General features: G+C 43.9%; 16 protein-coding genes. 7 read left to right on the top strand and 9 right to left on the bottom strand.

What is annotated here, in order from left to right; all coding sequences use genetic code 11:
- Positions 1 to 5: 5 nt before the first annotated feature.
- The 3 genes from HKI82_RS07225 (at position 6) to HKI82_RS07215 (ending at position 3,411) form a co-directional block, all read left to right on the top strand.
- Positions 6 to 1,289, top strand: coding sequence for a TRAP transporter large permease (locus HKI82_RS07225; protein ID WP_171137621.1), 1,284 nt, complete (start codon positions 6 to 8; stop codon positions 1,287 to 1,289).
- Positions 1,290 to 1,424: 135 nt separating this feature from the next.
- Positions 1,425 to 2,789 carry a cache domain-containing protein gene (locus tag HKI82_RS07220; RefSeq protein WP_171137620.1) on the top strand — a complete coding sequence of 455 codons (1,365 nt, stop codon included), beginning with the start codon at positions 1,425 to 1,427 and terminating at the stop codon, positions 2,787 to 2,789.
- The gene (locus HKI82_RS07215) at positions 2,773 to 3,411 is read left to right on the top strand and encodes a response regulator (protein ID WP_171137619.1); all 639 of its coding nucleotides are present in this window, start codon (positions 2,773 to 2,775) and stop codon (positions 3,409 to 3,411) included. The genes HKI82_RS07220 and HKI82_RS07215 overlap by 17 nt, the downstream gene beginning before the upstream one ends.
- Before the next feature lie 70 nt (positions 3,412 to 3,481).
- Here HKI82_RS07215 and HKI82_RS07210 read toward each other — a convergent pair whose 3' ends face one another.
- Positions 3,482 to 3,961 carry a MarR family winged helix-turn-helix transcriptional regulator gene (locus tag HKI82_RS07210; RefSeq protein WP_102942479.1) on the bottom strand — a complete coding sequence of 160 codons (480 nt, stop codon included), beginning with the start codon at positions 3,959 to 3,961 and terminating at the stop codon, positions 3,482 to 3,484.
- Between the two features lie 383 nt (positions 3,962 to 4,344).
- Between HKI82_RS07210 and HKI82_RS07205 the strand changes: the two genes are divergently transcribed.
- Positions 4,345 to 5,922, top strand: coding sequence for a BCCT family transporter (locus HKI82_RS07205; RefSeq protein ID WP_171137618.1), 1,578 nt, complete (start codon positions 4,345 to 4,347; stop codon positions 5,920 to 5,922).
- Positions 5,923 to 6,038: 116 nt separating this feature from the next.
- On the opposite strand, the gene HKI82_RS07200 is transcribed toward HKI82_RS07205, so the two are convergent.
- Entirely contained in the window at positions 6,039 to 6,755 is a 717-nt protein-coding gene (locus tag HKI82_RS07200; protein WP_171137617.1) for a 3'-5' exonuclease, read from the bottom strand.
- Between the two features lie 8 nt (positions 6,756 to 6,763).
- Entirely contained in the window at positions 6,764 to 8,653 is a 1,890-nt protein-coding gene (locus HKI82_RS07195) for a DUF294 nucleotidyltransferase-like domain-containing protein (protein ID WP_102942482.1), read from the bottom strand.
- A 180-nt stretch (positions 8,654 to 8,833) separates the two neighbouring features.
- Between HKI82_RS07195 and HKI82_RS07190 the strand changes: the two genes are divergently transcribed.
- Positions 8,834 to 9,442: an Ail and OmpX gene (locus HKI82_RS07190; protein WP_171137616.1), complete on the top strand. Its 609-nt coding sequence runs from the start codon at positions 8,834 to 8,836 to the stop codon at positions 9,440 to 9,442.
- 70 nt (positions 9,443 to 9,512) lie between these two features.
- On the opposite strand, the gene HKI82_RS07185 is transcribed toward HKI82_RS07190, so the two are convergent.
- From HKI82_RS07185 to HKI82_RS07175, 3 genes are all read right to left on the bottom strand, one after another.
- On the bottom strand, positions 9,513 to 10,703 hold the full coding sequence (locus HKI82_RS07185) for an amino acid aminotransferase (protein WP_102942484.1): 1,191 nt from the start codon (positions 10,701 to 10,703) through the stop codon (positions 9,513 to 9,515).
- A 281-nt stretch (positions 10,704 to 10,984) separates the two neighbouring features.
- Positions 10,985 to 11,356, bottom strand: a complete 372-nt coding sequence (locus HKI82_RS07180; RefSeq protein ID WP_102942485.1) for a hypothetical protein — start codon at positions 11,354 to 11,356, stop codon at positions 10,985 to 10,987.
- A gap of 205 nt (positions 11,357 to 11,561) precedes the next feature.
- Positions 11,562 to 11,798: a hypothetical protein gene (locus tag HKI82_RS07175; protein WP_102942486.1), complete on the bottom strand. Its 237-nt coding sequence runs from the start codon at positions 11,796 to 11,798 to the stop codon at positions 11,562 to 11,564.
- A gap of 246 nt (positions 11,799 to 12,044) precedes the next feature.
- Between HKI82_RS07175 and HKI82_RS07170 the strand changes: the two genes are divergently transcribed.
- Positions 12,045 to 12,257: a hypothetical protein gene (locus HKI82_RS07170; protein ID WP_102942487.1), complete on the top strand. Its 213-nt coding sequence runs from the start codon at positions 12,045 to 12,047 to the stop codon at positions 12,255 to 12,257.
- Between the two features lie 74 nt (positions 12,258 to 12,331).
- On the opposite strand, the gene asnS is transcribed toward HKI82_RS07170, so the two are convergent.
- Complete coding sequence (gene asnS / locus HKI82_RS07165) at positions 12,332 to 13,732, bottom strand: asparagine--tRNA ligase (RefSeq protein ID WP_042487642.1); 1,401 nt, start codon at positions 13,730 to 13,732, stop codon at positions 12,332 to 12,334.
- Positions 13,733 to 13,897: 165 nt separating this feature from the next.
- A complete protein-coding gene (locus HKI82_RS07160; RefSeq protein ID WP_171137615.1) occupies positions 13,898 to 15,511 on the bottom strand; it encodes a methyl-accepting chemotaxis protein in 1,614 nt (537 codons plus the stop codon).
- Positions 15,512 to 15,812: 301 nt separating this feature from the next.
- Here HKI82_RS07160 and queD point away from each other — a divergent pair, with 301 nt between their 5' ends.
- Complete coding sequence (queD, locus tag HKI82_RS07155) at positions 15,813 to 16,178, top strand: 6-carboxytetrahydropterin synthase QueD (protein WP_102942488.1); 366 nt, start codon at positions 15,813 to 15,815, stop codon at positions 16,176 to 16,178.
- Between the two features lie 139 nt (positions 16,179 to 16,317).
- Here the strand turns inward: queD and HKI82_RS07150 are convergent, their stop codons facing one another.
- Positions 16,318 to 18,642 carry an FdhF/YdeP family oxidoreductase gene (locus tag HKI82_RS07150; RefSeq protein WP_171137614.1) on the bottom strand — a complete coding sequence of 775 codons (2,325 nt, stop codon included), beginning with the start codon at positions 18,640 to 18,642 and terminating at the stop codon, positions 16,318 to 16,320.
- Positions 18,643 to 19,138: the final 496 nt, after the last annotated feature.

Below are 19,138 nucleotides of genomic sequence, written 5' to 3'. Positions count from 1 at the left end.
AAACAATGATCGGAATCGTGATGTTCTTTGTAGCGCTGTTTGCACTACTTTTAGGTTTCCCCGTTGCTTTTACCTTCGGAGGAATCGCACTGATATTTGGGGTATGGGCGGAAGGCATCGAAATGTTTGCTTTTATGCCATATCGAATTCAATCCATCATGCAAAACACGGTGTTGATGGCTGTGCCGCTGTTTGTATTTATGGGTTTGGTATTGCAGAAAACTCGTTTAGCTGAGCAGTTGTTGGAGTCTATGGGACGCCTGTTTGGTGGCGTGCGTGGTGGTATTGCTATTTCAACCGTGCTGGTGGGTGCTCTGCTTGCTGCATCAACGGGTGTTGTAGGTGCATCAGTAGTGGCGATGGGACTTATCTCACTGCCTGTTATGCTCAAATACAACTATGACAAAGGCCTAGCGTGCGGAACGATTTGTGCGTCAGGAACGTTGGGGCAAATTATCCCACCTTCGATCGTTTTGATCTTGCTCGGTGATGTACTAGGTGTGCCTGTTGGCGACTTATTCCAAGCGGCATTATGGCCGGGTTTGGTCTTGGTTGGCGCTTACATCGTTTACATTTTGATTTACTCAAAACTGAACCCTGAAGCAGCCATGCCTATTGGCCGAGACGATTCTATTTCCCGCAAGGAAGAAGTAATTACGGCCTTAAAAGCAGTGATACCGCCACTGGCGCTGATTATCGTGGTTCTTGGTTCCATTTTCGCCGGTGTTGCTACACCAACCGAGTCTGCCGCATTGGGTGGGGCCGGTGCTCTTATTCTTGCGATGCTTTATGGTCAATTTAGCTGGAAGATGGTTTACGAAGCATCGAAAGAGACTGTGAACGTAACTGCAATGGTATTCGCTATTCTGCTTGGTGCGACTGCGTTCTCTATGGCGTTTACCTACACTGGGGGCGACATTCTAGTCGAGGAGTGGATGTTAGCGATTCCGGGTGACAAATGGGGCTTCCTGATTGCGACCATGATTGTCATTTTGATTCTCGGCTTCTTTATCGATTTCGTTGAAATCTGTTTCATCATAGTGCCGATTTTAGCGCCTGTTGCGAGCACGCTTGGTATTGAAATGACATGGTTTGGTATCTTAGTGGCGATGAACTTACAGACATCGTTCTTAACTCCGCCATTTGGTTTCAGTCTGTTCTATTTGAAAGGGGTAGCGCCGAAATCCGTTACCACCATGGATATTTACCGAGGCGTAATGCCGTTTATAGCGATTCAAATATTGGTGCTGGTTTCAATTTTGGTCTTCCCAGGATTCTACGGAATGTGATCCAATTCTTGGTTGTACAATGAATTGGTCAAACACACCTTAGAAGTTGCTAAAGTAATGCAGCTTACTGATTGTCGAACCTTCGACGGCCAGTAAGCTGTTTTTATTTTTGCAAAGTGATCTTTGGGAAACGGAATGCCTCTAAAAGCCAAACTAATATTGCTGACGTTATTACCTCTGCTTCTTGTCACAGCAAGTATTAGTTGGATCTCTATTCATCAGGCAAAAACACTCGGTCAACGCGAAGTCGAAATTTTTCGTATTAACCTAATCAAAGCGCGTGAAACGGCACTTAAAGACAGCGTGGACCTTGCGCTGGACTCGATAGCTCACATCTATAACAGCGACTCATTAACCACAGAACAAGCTCAGGAAGAAGTGAAAGCTATTCTGACTAAGCTTCGTTATGGATCTGACGGATACTTTTTTGCCTACGATGGCAAAGGCGTCAACCTTGTTCACCCAATCCAGCCAGAATTAATCGGTCAAGATTTACTGCGCTTGCAGGATAAAGAAGGTGACTTCCTGATTGAGGCACTGCTGTTTCAGGCTCAGTCAGGCGGCGGTTTTCATCAATATTTATGGCAAAAACCTTCAACCAAAGAGATTGTACCTAAACTCAGCTATGTTGCTTGGCTGGATAAGTGGCAATGGATGGTAGGCACAGGCCTCTATATCGAAGACGTAAGACAAGAAGTCGCGTCGATGCAATCAGCGATAAATAAGAATATTGAGACAACCTTCTTCTCAGTGATGGTAATTTTGGCCGTGACTGTGGCCGTGATTATTGTGCTCACGCTGGCGATTAACCTTCATGAACATCGTCTTGCGGACAAGAACTTAAAAGAACTGGCGCACAAAACAGTGATGTTTCAGGAAGATGAAAAGAAACATTTGGCACGTGAACTTCATGATGGAATCAACCAGTTACTGGTATCGAGTAAATGTCATTTAGAGCTGCTCGATCATAAACTGCAAGGGGATGCCTTAGTTTTGCATGTTGAGAAAGCGCAGCAATCTCTGATGACAGCAATTAATGAAGTCCGGCGTATTTCGCACAATTTGCGCCCAAGTGCACTGGACGACATAGGCTTACAAGCTGCGCTTGTGACCTTGTTGGAAGATTTCCAAGCGCACTCAAATATTCAAATTGAGACTTTGTTTGATACCAAACCGGATAAGTTGAAGTCAGAAGCCGCAACTACCTTATATCGTGTTGTGCAGGAGTCTCTAAACAATATTCGCAAACACTCACAAGCGAAGAAGGTAACGGTGATCCTGCATCAAATGGGGAATATGCTTCAGTTGATGGTGAGAGATGATGGTATCGGTTTTAATGTGAAAGAAGCACTCAACAAACGTGGCATAGGTTTGCGAAATATGCGTGAGCGAGTCGAGTTTATCGGCGGTGAGTTTGAGCTAATCAGTGAAGCTGGATTTGGTACAGAGATTACCGTGTTATTGCGATTGGATGGATTAGTGTATGGAAAAACCAATTAGAGTTGTCATAGTCGATGACCATCAGGTGGTACTGGAGGGTTTCATGGCTCGTCTAGAATTGGAGTCAGAAATTAAAGTGGTCGCCACCGCAAGTAACGGTCTTGAAGCGCTGGATGTCGTAAAACAACATCAACCGGATGTTATTTTGATGGATGTCAGCATGCCAATAATGAATGGTATTGATGCGACTCGCTTGATCAAAGAAGAAGTGCCCGATGCAAAAGTACTGATGTTGACCATGCATGACAACCGCGAATACATAATGAAAGTAATGCAAGCAGGCGCTGTGGGTTATATGCTCAAAGAGATTTCTGCTTCTAAGATGGTTCAGGCGATCAAAACAGTGAATCAAGGCTCTACCTACTTTTGCGAGTCGGTCACACAAACTCTGTTCACTGGTGAAATTACACCCGCGGCAAATAAACCTAACCCTCTGAGCCGAAGGGAAGAAGCCGTTTTAAAACTGGTTGCCCAAGGTTGCAGTAGCAAGAAAATTGCGTCGCTGTTAAGTATCAGCTATCGCACTGTTGAGACGCACCGACAAAATATCAAACATAAGCTGGATATTCACTCGACGGCGGAACTGGCTAAGTACGCGGTGCAACATGGTTTGTTGGAATAACTACACCTAATCGCCTGTAACTAAAAATAAAAAAAGGTTGGGATATCCCAACCTTTTTCCTTCAAATCATCTATTCTTCAGTTTTAGTGATGCTGCCAATTTCAAGCAGAGGTGCGACATCGATGTTTTCCGCATTCATCATTGAAGAGAGTCTTTGAACGGAAGAGAGCAACAGGCTTTGTTCCCAATCAGCTAATGTTTGGAAACGTTGAACAAAGCTCTCTTGCAGCGGAGCCGGAGCTTGGTCTAACAACACTTTGCCGCTTTCGGTGAGATGAGCATGAACTTTACGCTTATCTTCAACGCTACGAATGCGCTGCACATAACCGTTGCGCTCAAGGCGATCGAGTATGGTTGTGGCTGTCGCTTGGCTCATATTGGTGTGCTTGGAGAGTTCTCTGATAGTGACTTTGCCTAAATCTTGAATCGCACGCATAAGAATAAGTTGCGGCCCCGTTAAGCCTGCATCTTTGCTAAGCTTCTTAGAGTGTAGATCGATGGCTCTGATGATCTGGCGAATTGCCACTAGAACTTCTTCATGTTTTTCCACGGTTAGCTATCCAGTAAAAGCGGTGAAATTTTCTAGCGCGACAATACCGCAGTTAGGCGTTGTTGAAAAGCATAGACGTCATACTTTTTATCTCTACAAACAGACAATGTAAAAGTGGCTTAAAATGCAATAATGTTTCGTGCACAAACCATTAATCTTGTGTTGGGTGTTTAAAATGTGGTCATTCAAACGCGATTTTTAATTAATATTGTGTTTATTTTAAGCTATTTGTAGATTTGTAATTGGTCGTGTGTACAATGTAGACCTCTTATTGTTGAGTTAATAGTTATGAGTACAAAGTAATTTTTTTTGACTTATGTATGAACTTACTTCTTACTCATAGTTATTTGAGTTCAATTTAGATTGATTCAAAGAGAGGACAAATGACAAAAGGTATTGATAAATACAGTATTGACAGTACCGACTATACGGTAGGTCAAGACAACGTTCAGAAGTGGGGGTTTGATGTCCACAACTCTGTGTTTGGTATTAGCGCCGGCTTAATATTACTTTTCTTATTGACGATTTTAATTGTCGACGCAGATACCGCTAAATCCGCATTGGACGGACTGAAGTGGCAGATCATTGGGTCTTTCGACTGGCTATTTATATGGGCGGGTAACATTTTTGTTCTGTTTTGTGTGGCGTTGATTGTTTCTCCATACGGTAAAATCCGTCTTGGTGGTGATGACGCCGTAGCAGACCACTCATTTATCTCATGGCTCTCTATGCTATTTGCAGCGGGTATGGGTATAGGCTTGATGTTCTGGAGTGTGGCGGAGCCCGTTGCTTATTTTACCGGATGGTATGAGACACCACTTGGTGTGGCAGCTAATTCACCAGAAGCGGCGAAACTGGCTCTGGGTGCAACTATGTTCCACTGGGGCTTACACCCTTGGGCAATTTACGGTGTTGTGGCTCTGTCTCTAGCGTTCTTCTGTTATAACAAAGGGCTGCCGCTTTCTATTCGTTCGATCTTTTACCCAATACTCGGTGATCGAGCATGGGGCTGGGCAGGACACATCGTTGATATTCTGGCGGTCATTGCGACCCTGTTTGGTCTTGCAACGTCATTAGGTCTTGGTGCACAGCAAGCCGCAAGTGGTATTCACCATGTGTTTGGTATTGATGCTGGGATTGGATTGCAAGTAACGGTTATTGTTGTTGTAACCCTATTGGCAACCATTTCTGTTATCCGTGGTATTGATGGCGGTGTGAAAGTAATTTCTAACATCAACATGATCGTTGCGTTCTTGCTCCTGATTCTAGTGGCACTGATTGGCTACGCCGTTACATTTGCCTCGATTCCAACCACGTTAATGTCATACATTGAAAACATTATTCCGTTGAGTAATCCACACGGTCGTTCAGACGAAGCGTGGTTCCAAGGTTGGACTGTATTCTACTGGGCTTGGTGGATTTCATGGTCACCATTTGTTGGTATGTTTATCGCTCGTGTTTCGAGAGGTCGTACTATCCGTGAATTCATTACAGCTGTTCTAATTGTTCCAACAGTTGTCACCTTGATTTGGATGTCGGTATTTGGTGGCTTAGCGGTTGAACAAGTTGTCGACAAAATTGGTGAGCTTGGCTCACACGGCTTAACAGACGTTTCTCTGGCTATGTTCCAGATGTTTGATAGCCTACCTTACGGTACTGTGTTGTCGATGATTGCCGTTATTCTGGTATTGGTATTCTTTATTACCTCTTCCGACTCAGGCTCATTGGTTATCGATAGTATTACCGCTGGCGGTAAGCTTGATTCTCCGGTTGCTCAGCGAGTGTTCTGGGCAATGATGGAAGGTTTGATTGCAATTGCTCTCCTTTGGATTGGTGGTACAGAAGCGGTACAAGCGCTACAAGCTGGTGCCATTTCGACTGCATTGCCATTTACCATTGTGCTGTTGTTGATGTGTGTCAGCCTAGTGATGGGCTTACGTACTGAGACCTTTAAACGATAAGTGACACAATCAAGTAAAGAAATGAAAGCCGACTGAAAAGTCGGCTTTTTTGTGTTTGTGTTTTGGTGAACAGGCTGTGGTCATCAACAATTGGTCAATGACCAGATAAATATTTCTTAACGCCAAAGTGTCCGGATACTTAGCTGTGGATTGTAATGATGAGCAATCTGAGCTTGGAACAGTTCTGCGGTTGCGACAGCGTCCGTCAGGGCATGGTGAGGCGTGTAAGCGGGCAAGCCATAGCGTGTTCTGGATTGACCGAGTCGAACTGACTCTGGCTTTTTACCTTTTAGCTTGTTCCATAATCCGCTGGTGGTTCTCTTCTGTATTAGCGATTCAATTTCCATCGTATCTACAACCGGAAACTCAATGCCTTCACCGATTCTGAGCTTTAATGCTTTGTCGAGAAAATCACGTTCGATGTGTCGATAATGAACCACGACAATTTTTCCTGACAGTTCCGCAAGCACTTCTTCCATAATCTCAGACAGATCTGGGGCATCAATAATGTCGCTGTGGGTAATGCCATGTATGACGACTGAGTTTTCATCCAACTTTTGTCTTGGGCGCACGATCCAGTGCTTTGCTCGATTGAGATAAATACGGTTCAGCGTAAAAGGGACGATACCTATGGTGATGATATCGTCTTTATCGGAGTCCAACCCTGTGGTCTCGAAATCCATCGAAATGAATTCGATATCGCCAATCGGTGTATTGCCATCGACTATCTCTGGCTGATAAAAGTTCTTCAGTAGCGGGTGAGTCACTACGTTTCTTTTACTTTGATATTTGTAGGGCCAGTCAATACTTGGCGCCTGAAACAGACGTTTCATGGTGTCCCTTATTTAAAGTTGTTGCTGGCCTGATAACGATATTTCAAAAAGTTTTGAGCGTTACTTAGAATCTGGAAAGCATCTTTTAAATTGCGTCTTTCAAATTCAGATAAATTCTCAGGTTCAATGTTGTTATCCGCTTCGATATCGTTCTCAACATCAAATGCTTGGTGGCGAATGCGTACCATAGAGATGAATTCGAGTGCATCACGCAAATCTTCGCCTCGGCCTTTTGGCAAAATGCCCGCATCAATAACGTTGTCGAGACGTTCAAACGAGTTTTTGGCACGAGAACCGACCGCTAATGCGTGGACACGTATTAAATCCGCAAGAGGGGCGGTACCGCGTCGCTTAAGGTTGATAGAGTTGTTGTGACGGCCATCTTTCTCCATGACAAAATTCTTGAAGAAGCCGAGAGGTGGTGTTCGGTTTAATGCATTGCGCGCCAGACAAGCCAAAAAGCGATTGTTTCTACGTGCGCGACGAACGATGAAGCCATTGAGCATTTCTGCCCATTTTAAACGACCATAAACACCGTCCAAATCGAAGAATATCGAAGCATTCAGTAATGCTTTCGGGTTCGGGTTATCAATCCAATCTGCAAAGCATGCTTCCCATTCCTGACGAGTCATTCGCCACATTGGATTGGTCGCCATGATATCTCCGGTGCAATAGCTGTAACCGCACTGGTCCAAAGCATCACACACAAACTTGGCTAGATTGGCAAAATACTCGCCATGGGCTTCTTCGTTGTAGCTATCGTCTAGAATGATGGCGTTATCCTGATCGGTAACAACGAGCTGTTCATCCCTTCCCATAGAACCAAGTGCCAAGAAGCAATAAGGAATAGGGGGAGGGCCGAAGGTTTCTTCCGCCAGTTCCAGAATCCGCTGTTTAAAACTGCGGCCAATGGTCGACATTGCCGTACCCACCATATGGGAGTTTGCATCCTCATTCACAAGACGAACAAAGGCATTCTTAACCTGTTTTGATAGTGTTGCTAAGTCATTGACACTGTTTTGCTGGAAGATACTACTGACCAACAAGAGTGAGTTCTGCGACTCATAACGAATGATGTCCGTGATATTAAGAATGCCAATTGGCTTTTTATCTTTTAAAACGGGCAGATGATGAACGTTGTAACGGAGCATCGTCAGCATCGCTTCATAAACATAAGCGTTATGGTCTAAGAACATGACTTCTGAAGTCATTACATCAGTAATGGGAGCTTGATGATCAATACCCGTAGCCAGCACTCGATGGCACAAATCTTTTTCTGTCACTATGCCAATTACAGGGCTTTGGTCGTCTTCATTATCTTCGAGGATTTCAGGGTCAATCACCAACAGTGAAGAGTCATTCTCCTCGGCCATCTTGATCGCAGCTTGCTGTATGGTGGCATCTTTTAGTACGTAAGGTGCTTCACCGGTCAAAATACGTTTAACTTTTGACGTGGTTAAGTCATTTTGTTCTGAACTGTTCGACACAGCTTGGCGAAGACGTGCGTTATCTTCTACTTCAACATAATCCGCAAAAGAATCGTGTTCTTCATAGAGTGTCTGGAAAACAGATTCTGGAATGCAATAAACAAGCGTGTCTTCAATAGCGGTAACAGGGAAACGAACTTTATTGTTGGTAAGCAGCCCCATTTGGCCGAACAGCCCGCCCTCGGTTAAGCGGTTATAGAGTTCACCCTTACGTCGATAGACTTCAACTGTGCCACTGCGAATCATATACAGATCTTGGATATGATCGCCAAGGTGAATAATTGGAGTGTCCTGTCTGTAGTAAGCAATTTCTATATGGTGAGCGATGTTTTCTAGAGTTTCTTCTGGTAACTCAGAGAAAGGGAGGTGTTGGCTAAGGAAATTCTTAATTTCTGATAGCTCGGCTTCCATATAGGCTCCTTGATAGATGCGTTATGTGGACGTAATGAACGTAAGAGTCTGTCAATACAGGAAAATGTAAATTGTACACGACTTTTCCTTCGAACGCAGATTCTATGGATATATCTCAAAATCTTTTGCTAAATTCGACTAAGCTAATCTGAGTGAGGCAGGAAATTCAAGGAGTTGTTGATGAAAAAATGGGCAGTGCTTATCTCGTCGGTGTTGCTATCTTCATCTGTTTTTTCACATGAGCTAACTGAAGCGACCCCGCTTCAGTACGACTATGCATATGGAAGTGTCAGTTCAGGTACTTATCGTTCGAATTCAACAGATAGCGACAATGCAAGTGCAGTCATCATCGGGTTAAACCACAAGTTTGAAGGCAGTGATCTGCTTTGGAGCACTGATTATGGTTCTCGGTTTGTTCACCCTAATAACGTAACTATTGATCACTATATGCTCAGAGTTGGCTTAGGTTATCGCTGGTTATTGGCTGATAAACTGGATTTGGTTACCAACGGCAAAGTGGGAGCACTGAGAATAGATGCTGGAAATAAAGAAACCGACTTTGTTTATAGCGTAGACCTTGGCTTGAGATACGCCGTTACCGAAAAATTCGAAACATCGCTGTTTGCTGAAGCCCTAAGAAATAAATGGCTTGACGAAAACATCTACACACTTAGCGGCGACTATTATGTCTATCCTAAATTTTCTCTTGGTGGTTTTTACTCTTACCGCGATGGTGAGAGAGGGACATCAATTCGAGAAGCGGGTATCTTGGCAAAATTCAATTATTAAACTAGTTTCTAAAGACAAACATGTACAAAAAAGCCGACCTTCTGGTCGGCTTTTACTTGTCTGATAAGGATTAAAGTACGGCTTTAATACCTTGGCAAAGAGGAAGCATATTTGACTTCGTCATGCCCGCTACGCTGATACGGCCAGAGCCTACGATGTAGATGCCTAGCTCTTCTTTCAAACGAGCTACTTGCTCTTTGTTTAGACCAGAGAAAGAGAACATACCGTTTTGACGTTCGATAAAGCTAAAGTCTGCTGTCACACCTTGCTCTTTTAGTGTTGCTACGAACAGTTCGCGCATTTCTTGAATACGTTCACGCATTTCCGCCACTTCCGCTTCCCATTCTGCACGCAGTTCAGCGTTGTTAAGAATGTGCGTTACTACTGCTGCACCGTGTGCTGGTGGGTTAGAGTAGATAGAACGGATGATAGCTTTAACTTGAGAGAAAGCGGTTTCTGCTACTTCAGATGAAGGTGCAACTAGAGTGAAAGCACCCACACGCTCGTTGTACAAACCAAAGTTCTTAGAGAACGAGCTTGCGACTAGAATTTCACTGTTGTACTTAGCGAAAATACGTAGACCTTCAGCATCTTCTTCAACGCCTTTTGCAAAACCTTGGTATGCAAAGTCAAACATAGGTAGAAGACCTTTATCAGCCACGAGTTTTGCTAGCACTTCCCACTCTTGTGCTGTTGGATCGATACCCGTTGGGTTATGACAGCATCCGTGTAGCAGTACAACATCACCTGCTGCGGCTTTCTCTAGGTCTGCAACCATAGCTGCGAAATCTTTGTCTTTCGCTTCTGCGTTGTAGTAAGAGTATTGAGCAACTTCTAGACCAGCGGCAGAGAACACACCGTTGTGGTTAGCCCAAGTTGGGTTACTGATCCACACTTTCACATTACCAAGCTGACGTTTGATAAACTCACCCGCCACACGCAGAGCACCAGTACCACCCGGAGCTTGAGCTGTTTTTGCTAGCTGTTTAGTCACGATGTCAGAGTCTGCACCGAATAGCAGTTTTTGTACTGCCAAGCCGTACTCTGCAGTACCTTCGATAGTTAGATAAGATTTTGTTTTTTCAGATTCAAGTAGAGCTGCTTCTGCTTTTTTAACGGTAGCTAAAACAGGGGTTTGGCCTGCTTCATTTTTGTAAATACCAACGCCCAGGTTAATTTTCTCAGCGCGAGGGTCTTTTTTAAACTCTTCAGTCAAACCAAGAATAGGGTCAGCAGGGGCCGCGACAACTTTTTCAAACATAATGCTCATCCATGTAAGTTAGGTGGAGGGTAAAACCAGTCAAATTTATCGTATTTATACCTTTCTGCACCAACGCTGACAACAGTGGTGTTTAGAAAATTTCAAAATAATTTAACTTGCCTGATGATTAATGCTTAAAGGTCGCTTTTCTTATGAAAAGACCATTGTATTTTGCAGGAAACGAAGCAGAAAAGTGTTACCAATTTGTTGACGAAAGTCGTTGTCGATTACATGACTATGCAGTGAACAGTTATGTTTAATCAGGAGCTGATTGAGAGTGATCATTGAAATGAAAATGAAAGGCTAATGCCGGTTTCGCTACCATTAAAATAAGGGGCAATTTTTACATCTGAAATTGCGTTGACTTGGGTATCGACCGTGTACTGTAGACTTGCCGAAAGAGCGATTGCAGCAACCGCATTAGGTAAGAAGTCGCTATCGCTATTTTCATCTAGATACCCGACTAAGGTTGAGGCTGCCACTGATGAAAAATCTAACCCGCTGGTTTTGTTTGAGATGTAGGCCGTGTACTCAACGTTTGAGGAAGCCTGCTTTGGAGAATCACTGTCTACGAACGGATCGTTCGTGAATGCATACGCTGAAGTGTGAATTAAAAGTAATCCAGCAATAGAGGCAAAAGCGAGTTTTGTCATAATGCTCACCGACTCATTCAGTTAGTTGATAGGGGACAACAGTGTCTTTGTGAGGTGGATAGTGCAGGGAGTAACTTAAGGAAAACTTAAGAAAGCGGAAAAATCTTAAGGAAAGCTTCTGTAGTTCACAAAATTGAACACATAAATAGAGAAAAACCTCCGCAATAGGAGGCTTTTCATCAACACACATAGTCGTCAACAGTGGCTATTTTTGATTTTCGTTGAGATGTTTAACGATGGCTTTCTTTGCATCGTCTTCAGTCGGTGCCTGTCCTTCTTTGACGTCCAATGGTTGTTTTGGGTGTAAGCCCAAGGCATCTTCAGCAATATGTAACCAATCAGGGCGCCAATAATAGGGATCCGGAGCTTCAGGATGGTCCCAACTGTGCACGTTATCTTTTATACCGTTGTAGTTGAGGTCTTCCATTCTAAAAACTTTCATAACTTCCTCCAAAAATTCGTCATTCCATTAAAAGTATGGAACATAATTTTTCAAGTGACAGCTGTTTCAAGACTACTTATGACTCGACACCTACATATCTGTTGATGGCGCATGAGAAAAATGCCATCAAAAAATTAGGTGAGTGACTAGCATCTGTTTAGGTATTTATCACAACAACTGTATCGGTTCACCTATCTCTTAATGTGGTTTAATCAGCGTAATAACAACCCTCAGTTAGGATCGATGATGAAAAAGCAGTTGGTAAAACATGAACTCACACTGATTATAGTGGCGATATTTAGTGCTTTCTTGCTTGTGTTTGCACACCTTATCTTGGCCAAATCATTTGCACAATATGCGTGGGTTGAGTACACCGCAGCGGTTATTCCGTTTGTTATCTTTAGTCTGTGCTTTGTAGGTATAAAGTACGCATTGAAAGCCGAACAAAAAGAAAGTTAACCAGTTTGAGTGCCAGACAAAATAAAAGACCTCCACTAGGGAGGTCTTTTTAATTATGTATCACCAAAAAGTGATTAGAAGTTCGCTGAGCGAGGAGTACGTGGGAATGGAATCACGTCACGTACGTTACCCATACCAGTTACGTAAGACACTAGACGCTCGAAACCTAGACCGAAACCAGCGTGAGGTACAGTACCGTAACGACGTAGGTCGCGGTACCAGCTCATGTGCTCAGGATCGATGCCCATTTCAACCATACGTGCATCAAGAACGTCTAAACGCTCTTCACGCTGAGAACCACCGATGATTTCACCGATGCCCGGTGCAAGAACGTCCATCGCTGCTACTGTCTTACCGTCATCATTCAGACGCATGTAGAAAGCTTTGATGTCTTTCGGGTAGTTCTTAACGATAACAGGCGCTTTGAAGTGTTCTTCAGCTAGGTAACGCTCATGCTCAGAAGACATGTCGATACCCCACTCAACTGGGAACTCGAACTCACGACCTGAATCCAGAAGGATTTGAATTGCATCAGTGTAATCCACTTGTGCAAAGTCAGATTGTACGAACTGCTCTAGACGAGTGATGGCATCTTTGTCGATACGAGATGCAAAGAATTCTAGGTCGTCACGACGCTCAGCAAGAACTGCTTTAAATACATACTTCAGCATGTCTTCTGCGAGTTTCGCTACGTCATCAAGTTCTGCAAACGCAACTTCAGGCTCAACCATCCAGAATTCAGCAAGGTGACGGCTAGTGTTTGAGTTTTCAGCACGGAAAGTCGGGCCGAAAGTGTACACTTTGCTTAATGCACAAGCGTATGCTTCTGCGTTTAGCTGACCAGATACAGTTAGGAACGTTTCTTTACCGAAGAAGTCTTCGTTGTAATCAACATTACCTTTGTCATCTAGTGGCAGGTTAGCCATATCAAGCGTTGATACGCGGAACATCTCACCAGCACCTTCAGCATCTGAAGCTGTGATAAGTGGAGCCGACATCCAGAAGTAGCCTTGCTCATGGTAAAAACGGTGAATTGCTTGAGAAAGAGAGTTACGTACACGAGCAACCGCACCAATGACGTTAGTGCGTGGGCGAAGGTGTGCAACTTCACGAAGATACTCGATAGAGTGACGAGTTTTCGCCATTGGGTATGTTTCAGCATCTTCAACCCAGCCAACAACTTTAACTTCAGTTGCTGCTAGTTCGAAATCTTGACCAGACGCTGGAGACTCAACAATCTTACCTGTTACTTCAACAGAGCAGCCAGTTGTTAGCTTTAATACTTCGTTTTCGTAATTATTAAGATTATTTGGGACCACGGCCTGAATCGGGTCGAAACAAGAGCCGTCATAAATGGCAAGGAAAGAGATTCCAGCTTTGGAATCACGACGTGTACGGATCCAGCCGCGTACAGTGACTTCACTGTCTACTGCTAGCTTGCCGCCAAGTACGTCAGTTACAGGCGCGTAAGTCATGTTTGATATAGTCTCCATTGAGGTAAACATTCAACCCAATGTGTTTTTTCGTCATTATTGTTTATTAAATAGACGATTCATTGGGTTGGATAGAATTCTTATTGATTCAACGGGACATATTACCTGTCAATTCGTCAGCTTCAACCTTTAATCTTACTTTGGTGGTTAATTCTTACGCGAAAGAGTAAATTGATTGAGCAAAGACTCCAGTTGTTGTGACAATTGCTCTAGATTTAAGCTGATTTCGCGCGTTTCTGTTGCTGAGTGAGAAGTGTCTTGCGCGTGGCGTGCGATCACTTCTACTTTTTGCTGAACATTCTGGCTTACTTGTGTAGTCATCTGTGTCTGGCGCTGAATACTTTCAGTATGCTCGAGAACCTGCTTCATTTCAGCTACAACATTCGTCATCGCAGCAGAGAGTTCTTCAATTTCATTTGAGCGGGCATGAGCCTCTGAACAGACGCTATCGACTGAAACCATCGACTCTTCGCTCTCTCTTTGGAACTGGGCAATAATTTTCTCAATATTCCCCGTCGCTTCTGCGGTACGCGAAGCAAGGTTACGAACTTCGTCAGCCACCACGGCAAATCCACGACCTTGTTCGCCAGCTCGTGCCGCTTCAATCGCCGCGTTCAGTGCAAGTAGGTTGGTTTGTTCGGCGATACCTCTAATCACGCCCAAAATGGTAGAAACTTCGCCAGTTTGGTTGTTCAGCTGCGCTATTTTATTTTTCACATCTTCAATGTCACCAACCAAGTTTTTAATATCTTCGCTGGCAGAGTGCGCTTGTTTCGCACTAGTTTGGGCAACATTTGTGGTGTGTTTGACTAATTGAGCTGCATCCGCTGTCGACAGCTCAACTTCGTGCTGCTTATTTTGCATTTCTTCGATGTTGTACTGCACATCAGAAGTTTCACTTTGTTGATTATTCGCCGCTCTGTCTGTTACCTGCGCGACGCCCGTTAGCTGATTAGCGGAAGAGGCGAGGGAATGTGATGTTGTTTGTACTTGTTGCAAGCTGTCCGATACGGTGTCCATAAGGGAGTTAATTGAGGCAGCGAGTTGTCCCAATTCGTCCTTCTTGCCGTTATCAAGTCGCGGTGAAAGATCTTTACTTTTACTGACCTGACTCATAAACAGTGTGGTTGTTTGCAATGGTCTTACAATGAATCTCTTAATCAGCGTGAGTGTAATCAAGAAGCCAACAATAGCGATAGCAGCCATGATTCCGACACCAATCAGAGTTCTGTGGTTAATCAGGCTGTTGATATGACTTAGGTTGTACTCAAGGCGGATAACCCCCAACACTTCGCCCTCAGGCGCCATGTGGCAAGCCACACAGTTTGTGCCGCGATAGTTTTCGCTGGATTTCATCGGCAGAGCGACAACAATGCCTTTACCCCAACTCGCTTCTATCGGCTCTAAAATGTATTCGCCTTTCAATGCACGTTTATCAATATCGTCAACAGGTGTTTGGTTTTCCTGACCCGGACCATAAAGTTTACTGACTAAGTCAGAGCGCAAAACACGCACTTGTTCAATACCATCTTGCGCTAAGGCTTTTTGACGCAGCGTTTCTTTCTGCGCCATAGTGCCGGTAAGCATCATCATATTGAGGCTATCGAAATAGTTGCTGGCTTTATCGTGCAGTTGCTCACCCAAGACGGAGTTAATCAAATCCCGTTGTTGAATAGACTGATAAATAGTTGAACTAGCCAGAACCAGTGCGAAAACTGTCACCAGCGTCAGAAGTAGTTTGGAGGTAATTGTTGAGCTCATAATGGTCTTATTGTTATAGAGTTATTAAATATTATTTAACTAAATATAGACGTTAGAAAATAAAGGGAAAATGAGTGTTTTTGTTACTGTGACCACATACAAAATATGGATTTTATATTTGTGACACAGAAATGCTGTGCTCAGAAATTTGACGCTGCTGCCATAATTTCGACATCGAATTATTGTTTTGTTAAAACTGAAATTGCAGTGAAAAGTGAGATCCTACGCTTGTTTCCTAGTGTCAGATTACTTACTATTGCGCCTCATTTTTACTAGCCAGATTGATAGACTGATCACCAATATGAAGACTGAAATTTACAAAGAGTTCATGTTCGAAGCCGCGCACCACTTACCGCATGTACCAGAAGGGCATAAGTGTGGCCGTTTGCATGGACACTCATTTTTGGTTCGCCTATACGTCGCTGGCGATGTTGACCCGCATACAGGGTGGTTAGTGGATTTCGCAGAAATCAAAGCTGCATTCAAACCTATCTATGACAGACTGGATCACTACTATCTGAATGATATTGAAGGGTTAGAAAACCCGACCAGTGAAGTTCTTGCGAAGTGGATTTGGCAGCAGCTTAAACCGTCTTTGCCTTTGCTGAGCAAAGTTGAAATCAAAGAAACCTGTACCGCTGGCTGTATCTATACTGGCGAAGCCTAACTCGCTCTGTAGCGGCTGACTCGTCGACGCTTCAAGCTGAAAAAGAAAACCACCTTAACTCTGCATCGTTTAACTTTATATCGCTAAATAATGCATGAAGTGTCGGGTGGTTTTTTTGTGTTTGCTAATTCAGATTCTTTTATTCGACTTTAGAACGTTGAATTTCATCTGAAGAGGCTTTTTCAAGCTTGATTGCGATGAACTTAGACGTTGGAGTAAAGGTTCTTTCTCCATAGCTATCCAAAGGTACAAGCGGATTGGTTTCTGGATAATATGCGGCAGCCTGACCTCTAGGAATATCGTACGCTACTAAGGTAAAGCCTTGTACTTTACGAGTAACGCCATCTTCCCAAAGCGACACCATATCCACCTTGTCACCGTTTTCAAATCCAAGTTTGGCAATATCATCTTCATTGACAAACAGCACTTCACGCATACCAAACACACCGCGATAGCGGTCGTTCAAACCATAAAGAGTGGTGTTGTATTGGTCGTGTGAACGCATGGTTTGCAATATCAAATCGGGTTTGTTGCCTTGCTCCAAGACGGCCTCGTTGATCAGCTGTTTGGGTAACGGGCTGTCACTAAACTGTGCTTTACCTGATGGGGTATTCCATTTACGTTCTGCTGCTGAGTTTACAAGATGGAAGCCACCTGGATTACGCAGTTTTTGATTGAAATCGGTAAAACCAGGAATAGTCTCAGAAATCAAATCGCGGATACGTTCGTAATCCTGAATTGCCCAGTTCCAGTCAATCGGGTGGCAGCCGAGAGTCGCACGGGCAATTCCGGCAATGATGGCTGGCTCTGAACGTAAATGTTCCGAGCGAGGTTTCAATTGACCATAGGAGATATGGACCATACTGAATGTGTCCTCAACAGTGATACCTTGTTGTCCATGATCTTGAACATCAATTTCTGTACGTCCTAAGCAAGGTAGGATAAGGGCATCTTTACCTGTCACTAGGTGAGAACGGTTTAGCTTGGTTGAAATATGAACGGTCAGATTACAGTTTTTCATTGCAAGGTGAGTACGCTCAGTGTCCGGCGTTGCTTGGGCGAAGTTCCCACCTAAACCAATGAACACTTTCGACTGTTGCTCTTCCATCGCTTTAATCGCTTGGATGGTGTTGTGACCAATCTCGCGTGGTACTTTGAAATTGAAGCGACGCTCAATGCTGTCTAAAAGGGCAGTCGATGGTTTCTCATCAATACCCATAGTACGGTCACCTTGTACGTTACTGTGTCCACGAACAGGAGAAAGACCTGCTCCGGGCTTACCTACGTTGCCGCGCAACATTTGCACGTTCGCTACTTCTTTAATCGTAGGTACTGAGTGACGATGCTGAGTAAGTCCCATTGCCCAGCACATGATCACACGCTCTGACCGGCGATACATATCGGCAACGGTTTCGATTTCATGTAGCTCTAAGCCAGATTGTTCAGCAATATGTTCCCACGTTGTGGCATCGACTTCTTTCAAATATTCATCAATCCCAATGGTATGGTTATTGATGAAATCTCTATCAAAAACAGCTTTGCCACCGGTTTCTACTGCTTCGCGTTCCCATTGCAGTAGGAATTTAGCGATACCACGAAACACTGCCATGTCACCACCGAGAGCTGGTCTCAAATAGGCTGTATTGGTTGGTTTTGAACCATTACGCAGCATTTCAATTGGAACTTGTGGGTTTTGAAAACGCTCCAAACCACGCTCTTTCAGCGGGTTTAAACATATGACTTGCGCGCCACGTTTGACCGCTTCACGAAGAGGTTCAAGCATACGTGGGTGGTTGGTTCCTGGGTTCTGACCAATCACAAAGATGGCATCGGCTTTGGCGAAATCATCAAAAATCACCGTACCTTTACCAACACCAATCGTATCTTTCATGCCGATGGCGCTGGCTTCGTGACACATGTTAGAGCAGTCAGGAAAGTTGTTGGTACCGAAAGCGCGAACAAAAAGCTGATATAAAAACGCGGCTTCGTTACTCGCACGTCCCGAAGTATAGAATTCAGCCTGATGCGGTGACTCAAGTTGATTAAGATGTTGAGCGACCAGTTGGTAGGCATCGTCCCAACTTATCGGTACATAGTGGTCCGTTGCTGAGTCGTATTTCATTGGATGGGTAATACGACCTTGATACTCAAGCCAATAGTCGGTTTGTTTCAATAGCGAGGAGACACTGTGGGTGGCGAAAAACTCTGGGTCTACAACACGGTTGGTTGCCTCCCAGTTCACTGCTTTCGCCCCATTTTCACAGAAGTTTACTTTGCCACTTTCTGGTGATTCTCCCCATGCACACCCCGGGCAGTCAAAGCCGCCGTTCTGGTTAGTTTTAAGCATGGTTCGGATATTTTTAACGGCATTCTCGCTGCCCCACCAGCTTTTCGTGACGGCTTTCAGTGCTCCCCAGCCACCAGCAGGACCATTGTATTGTTTTATTTGTTCTTTTTGACTCACGACTTTTCTCCTAACGTACAGGAACGACAGTAAGCAGGAGTACCGGTGAAAACAGGCGCGATATGTGGATAAGGCGGCAGTAGTAAAACGGTTTGTTGTTGTTTTAAAGAATCCTGATTACTGCTTTTTAACTTCTGATTGGATCGGCTGATATGATGCCTTGATCTAAATCAAAGATTATTGCGTTGTAAGATATGCGTCCAATTGATATTACCGACCGAGTGATAAATAAAATCTATGGCACTAGGCAAACTGGAAAAATTACTTCGTGATAAACATTATTTATTGATGTGTTGTTTAATTGCTTAAATTTAATTCCAATAATCATTCCATCCCTTGTTCTGCCGTCATTTTTTTAATAGTCACTATCTATCACGCTATAGATAAATTAGATTTGACCGTAGGATTTTAGAGGAATAGTCTTGATTTAGATCAATTATTGCAACAGAAGTTTATTTGCTAAAAATTGACGGCAACGCGCTCAAATCAAAAACAC

This window comes from Vibrio plantisponsor, from assembly GCF_013041605.1.
GTDB lineage: Bacteria > Pseudomonadota > Gammaproteobacteria > Enterobacterales > Vibrionaceae > Vibrio > Vibrio plantisponsor.
Note: the sequence above shows the minus strand (reverse complement) of the source record. Positions and strands in the feature narration are given on the sequence as shown.